The organism is Dietzia sp. B44, from assembly GCF_014145245.1.
GTDB classification, from domain to species: domain Bacteria; phylum Actinomycetota; class Actinomycetes; order Mycobacteriales; family Mycobacteriaceae; genus Dietzia; species Dietzia natronolimnaea.
Genome location: NZ_JAALEF010000265.1, coordinates 1 through 4,717, shown reverse-complemented (window position 1 = coordinate 4,717; position 4,717 = coordinate 1). Strand labels below are relative to the sequence as shown.

Below are 4,717 nucleotides of genomic sequence, written 5' to 3'. Positions count from 1 at the left end.
CGGCCGGTCGCCGGCCTGAGCCGGTCCCGGTCGCGGCCCCGACCCGGCCCCCCGCGCCCTCAGGGATGCCGAGCTCGGCGCGCAGATGGGGGGAGGTCGAATAGGTCTCGGCGGGCTCGCCGTGCCCCAGGCCGAGCGCCTTGTCGATGAGTCCCCAGCGGGGCAGGTCGTCCCAGTCCACGAGGGTGACGGCGACGCCCTTGCGGCCGGCCCGACCGGTGCGGCCGATCCGGTGGACGTAGGTCTTCTCGTCCTCGGGGCACTGGTAGTTGATGACGTGGGTCACGTCGTCGACGTCGATTCCGCGCGCCGCGACATCGGTCGCCACGAGGACGTCGACGTCCCCGGTGCGGAACGCCTTGAGTGACTTCTCGCGAGCGCCCTGGCCCAGGTCGCCGTGGATCGCCCCCACGCGGAAGCCCCGTTCGGCCAGGTCGTCGGCGAGCTTCTGGGCCGTGCGCTTGGTGCGGCAGAAGATCATCGTGGCGCCGCGTCCGTCCGCCTGCAGGATCCGTGAGACCACCTCGGGCTTGTCCATGGAGTGCGCCCGGTAGACGAACTGGGTGGTGTTCTCGTGCGTGGCGCCGGAGTCGGCGGCCTCCGCCCGGATGTGCGTGGGCTTGGTGAGGAACGTCCGCGCCAGGGTGATGATCGGTCCCGGCATGGTGGCCGAGAAGAGCATGGTCTGCCGTTGCTCCGGGACCATCCGGAGCAGCTTCTCGATGTCCGGCAGGAAGCCCAGGTCGAGCATCTCGTCGGCCTCGTCGAGGACCAGCACCTCGACCTTGCCGAGCACCAGCTTCGACTGGTTGGCCAGGTCGAGCAGACGGCCGGGGGTTCCCACCACCACGTCGACGCCCTTCTCCAGGGCGTCGGTCTGCTGCTCGTAGGGGGTTCCGCCGTAGATGGCCAGCACCTTGAGCGGCCGGGTTCCCGACCCGCCGGGGGCGGTGAGACCGGTGGCGGCGATCTTGAGGTCCTGGGTGACCTGGACGCACAGCTCGCGGGTGGGAACGATGATGAGGGCCCGTGGCGTGCCGTCGAGCTCGCGGGTCACCTCGCCCGTCGAGATGCGGTGCAGGAGGGGGACGCCGAAGCCGTAGGTCTTGCCCATCCCCGTACGGGCCTGGCCGATGAGGTCGGACCCCGCCAGCGCCAGTGGGAGGGTGAGTTCCTGGATGGCGAAGGTGTGGGTGATGCCGCGCTCACCGAGCGCGGTGACGATCTCGGGGCGGACGCCGAGTTCGGCGAAGCTGGGGGAGGAGTCGGAGGACGGGGCGTCGACGACCGCGGTCGTCGTGGCCATGCCGTCGACTTCGCTGGTGGTCACATCTGTAGTGGACAGGGCGGTGCCTTTCTCGTCTCGCGCGCGGGAGGACGGGCCTTCCGATGGACGGCCTCGGCGAGCGGGGCGCGCGCACATTTCCACGCGGATCCTCGGTGCGGGGTCCGACCAGCGGACCGGGCGCGGGTGTGATCCACGTGGGTCCACCCTATCCCGTGACGCCGCGGGACACCGGGTCCGGGCTAGCCTGGGTCCCACGTATCACCGACGACGGCGAGACATGCGCCGACGATGAGAAGGGCAGGCACCGTGGAGGTCAAGATCGGCATCGCCGACAGCAATCGCGAACTCGTGTTCAAGACCGGGATGAACCCGGAGGACGTGCACGCCCGCGTGGAGGCCGCTCTCACCGCGGAGAGCAAGGCAGTGTTGGAGCTGGACGACGAGAAGGGTCGGCGCTATCTCGTGTCGACCGACCGGGTCGCCTACGTCGAGATCGGTGAGTCGGCGCGGCGCGCGGTCGGGTTCCTCTCCTAGGCGTCCGGGGCGGGCCGGTCCCCGCCCTGACGAGGGATCTTCGACAGTCCGCCCCAGCACAGGGTGACGGTCGTGGAGACGGCGTCGGCGCGGGAGATCGGTCGGCCCGCGTCGAGCCAGTGGCCGGCGCTGACCCGGCTCGCACCCACGAGGCCCACCGCGAGCAGACGCGACCGGTGCGCGTCGAGCCCGGAATCGCCCCTGACCAGGTCGTGTACGGCGTCGATGCAGCCGTCGGTGGCGCGGTCGAGCTCGCGCCGGACCTCCTCGTCGCCGGACTCGGAGGTGAACACCAGCCGGAAGCCGCGGGTGTCGGAATCGGCGTACGCGAAGAACGTGTCGACCGCCGCCTCGACGCGACGCCGGTTGTCCGAGGTCGAGTCCAGCGCCGCCCGGATGCGGCCGAGGAGCTCGTCCACGTGATGCCGCAGCACCTCGATGTACAGGTCGCGCTTGGAATCGAAGTGCTGGTACAGCACCGGTTTGGAGACCCCGGCCAGGACGGCGATGTCGTCCATCCCGGAGGCGTGGAAACCCTGGTCCACGAACACGGTCCCCGCCGCGTCGAGGAGCTGGCGTCGTCGGGCTCCTCGGGGCAGCCGGGTCGCCCTGGCGCGCCCCGGAGCCGTCGGGGACGGTCCGCCCGGGCTTGTCATCGTCTGGCTCCTGTCCTCCCGGACGTCGGGTCGACGGTCGACCGGGCCAGACGGACAATACCCGTACGGGCGGAGTGCCGGAGAAGGCGACCACCTCGGGATGTGGGATCGTGGAGACCTTGACTCGAGCCTGACCGGAGCGGACGTGGAGGTGTGCGGATGAGCGACGGCCGTCGCCGGACGTCGGACGGTGTCGACGCCGGGTCCACCTCGCGGGCTGACGCTCCGGCACACCGCGGGGACCGCTCTCCGTACTACCCTCCCCACGGTGAGCCGCTGCGGGCCCCGTGGGATCCGGCGGAGGAGACGACCCCCGGTCGTCGTCGCTCGGTCCCCGGCGCCAGGGACCACCTGCGCAAGCAGAGCCCCGTCGGTCGGTTCTTCACCACGTGGGGCTGGCGGGCGTACGCGATCCCGGTGCTGGTCGTGCTCACGGCACTCGTGATAGCCGACTCCGTGACGGGTACCGGGGCGGGCGACGGCGCGGCCGTCGGCGAGGCGGAGGAGACGCCGGCGCTCATGGGGGAGCCACCCCGGGGTGAGGTGCCCCCGAGCGGGGAGCTGCCGGACGGTGGACCGTTCGCCGAGGCCGGCGAGGGTCGGTTCCGGATCGTGCCCGGGGGCACGGACCGTGTCGGGCGTCCCGACGCCGAGCAGTTCACCTACACCGTCGAGGTCGAGGAGGGCGTCGACACGACGGACTTCGGTGGCGACGACTCGGTGGCCCGGATGGTGGATGCGACGTTGGCCAATCCCAAGAGCTGGACGGCGGACGGGGCCGTGGCGTTCCGGCGCACGGCCCGGGACGAGCCCGCGTTCCGGGTGACACTCGCCAGTCCCCTCACGGTCCGCGAGAACTGCGGATACGAGATCGAGCTCGAGACCAGCTGCTACAACCCGTCCACCGAGAGGGTCTACCTCAACCTGGCCCGGTGGATCCGTGGTGCGCGGTCCTTCCAGGGGGACATCGGGTCCTACCGTCAGTACCTCGTCAACCACGAGGTCGGCCACGCGATCGGCTACCCGGATCACGAGCCGTGCCCCGCGGACGGAGCGCTCGCGCCGATCATGATGCAACAGACCCTCGGGGTCGCCAACAACGAGATCTTCCTGCTCGACAACGAGGGTGTGGTCCCGGACAACGACGACACCTGCCTGTACAACGCGTGGCCGTTCCCCGACGGCCCGCCGGTGGCCCGGTGAACCCCGTGACCGGCGGGGTGTCCGGGGCGCTCCCCCCTCTCGTGGATCCGGTGCCGCAGCTCTCGGCGGAGGAGCGCGCGCGCTACTCCCGGCATCTCCTGCTCGGGGCCATCGGTGACGAGGGGCAGCGTCGCCTGCGCGCCGCGTCGGTGTTCGTGGTGGGCGCGGGGGGACTGGGCGCGCCGGTCCTGATGTACCTCGCCGCGGCGGGTGTCGGGCGGATCACCGTGATCGACGACGACGAGGTGGACCTCGGCAACCTGCAACGGCAGGTGATCCACTCCGTACCGGCCATCGGCCGCCCGAAGGTCGAGTCGGCCCGGGATCGACTGGCCGAGTTGGCACCCGGGGTCAGGGTCGAGGCGGTCCACGCCCGTCTCGACGCGGTGAACATCGACGCCCTCCTCGAGGGTCACGATCTGGTGATGGACGGAAGCGACAACTTCGCCACCCGGTACCTCGTCTCCGACGCCTGCGAGATCGCCGGGATCCCGGTCGTCTGGGGGACCATCGACCGCTTCCGGGCCCAGCTCGCCGTCTTCTGGTCGCGACCGCCCGCGCCCGTCGACCCCGTCACCCTCCGCGACCTCTACCCGGCCCCGCCGCCGCCCGGTTCCGTTCCGAGCTGCGCCGAGGCCGGCGTCGTGGGGGCACTGTGCGGAACGGTCGGGTCGATGATGGTGATGGAGGCGGTCAAGCTGATCACCGGGGCCGGCCGGCCACTGCTCGGCCGGCTCGTGTTTATGGACCTCCTCGAGACCACCCACCGGACCGTCACCATCCGGCCGGACCCGTCCCGTGCCCCGGTGACGTCCCTGCCGGAGGGCACCGACGAGACCTGCGCGGTCCGACCGGCCGACCTGGACGACGTCCCCACCGTCTCGGCCGCGGACCTCGCCGCGGAACTGGCGGACGCGGGATCGTCCGGGTCCGTCGCGCCCGTCCTGGTCGACGTCCGCGGTGCCGGGGAGCGGGCCGTCGCGATGATCGATCCCTCCGTCTGGGTTCCGCTGGACTCGGTCGCCGAGGTGGCCAC

At 71.5% G+C, this 4,717-nt stretch carries 5 protein-coding genes; 3 read left to right on the top strand and 2 right to left on the bottom strand.

Translation table 11 applies throughout. From position 1 onward, the window contains the following. The coding region (locus G6017_RS09435; RefSeq protein ID WP_182617096.1) for a DEAD/DEAH box helicase at positions 1-1,306 on the bottom strand (1,306 nt) is incomplete at its 3' end. Positions 1,307-1,594: 288 nt separating this feature from the next. On the opposite strand from G6017_RS09435, the gene G6017_RS09430 reads away from it, so the two are divergent. Beyond that, the gene (locus G6017_RS09430; RefSeq protein ID WP_107748545.1) at positions 1,595-1,822 is read left to right on the top strand and encodes a DUF3107 domain-containing protein; all 228 of its coding nucleotides are present in this window, start codon (positions 1,595-1,597) and stop codon (positions 1,820-1,822) included. Here G6017_RS09430 and G6017_RS09425 read toward each other — a convergent pair. Then, the gene (locus tag G6017_RS09425) at positions 1,819-2,478 is read right to left on the bottom strand and encodes a TetR/AcrR family transcriptional regulator (RefSeq protein WP_179524796.1); all 660 of its coding nucleotides are present in this window, start codon (positions 2,476-2,478) and stop codon (positions 1,819-1,821) included. The two genes, G6017_RS09430 and G6017_RS09425, sit on opposite strands and share 4 nt — an antisense overlap. A gap of 159 nt (positions 2,479-2,637) precedes the next feature. Here G6017_RS09425 and G6017_RS09420 point away from each other — a divergent pair, with 159 nt between their 5' ends. Both G6017_RS09420 and G6017_RS09415 read left to right on the top strand, forming a co-directional pair. Beyond that, a complete protein-coding gene (locus G6017_RS09420; protein ID WP_179524797.1) occupies positions 2,638-3,681 on the top strand; it encodes a DUF3152 domain-containing protein in 1,044 nt (347 codons plus the stop codon). Beyond that, positions 3,678-4,717: HesA/MoeB/ThiF family protein (locus tag G6017_RS09415; protein ID WP_347237976.1), on the top strand; the 1,040-nt coding region annotated here is incomplete at its 3' end. The genes G6017_RS09420 and G6017_RS09415, both read left to right, overlap by 4 nt.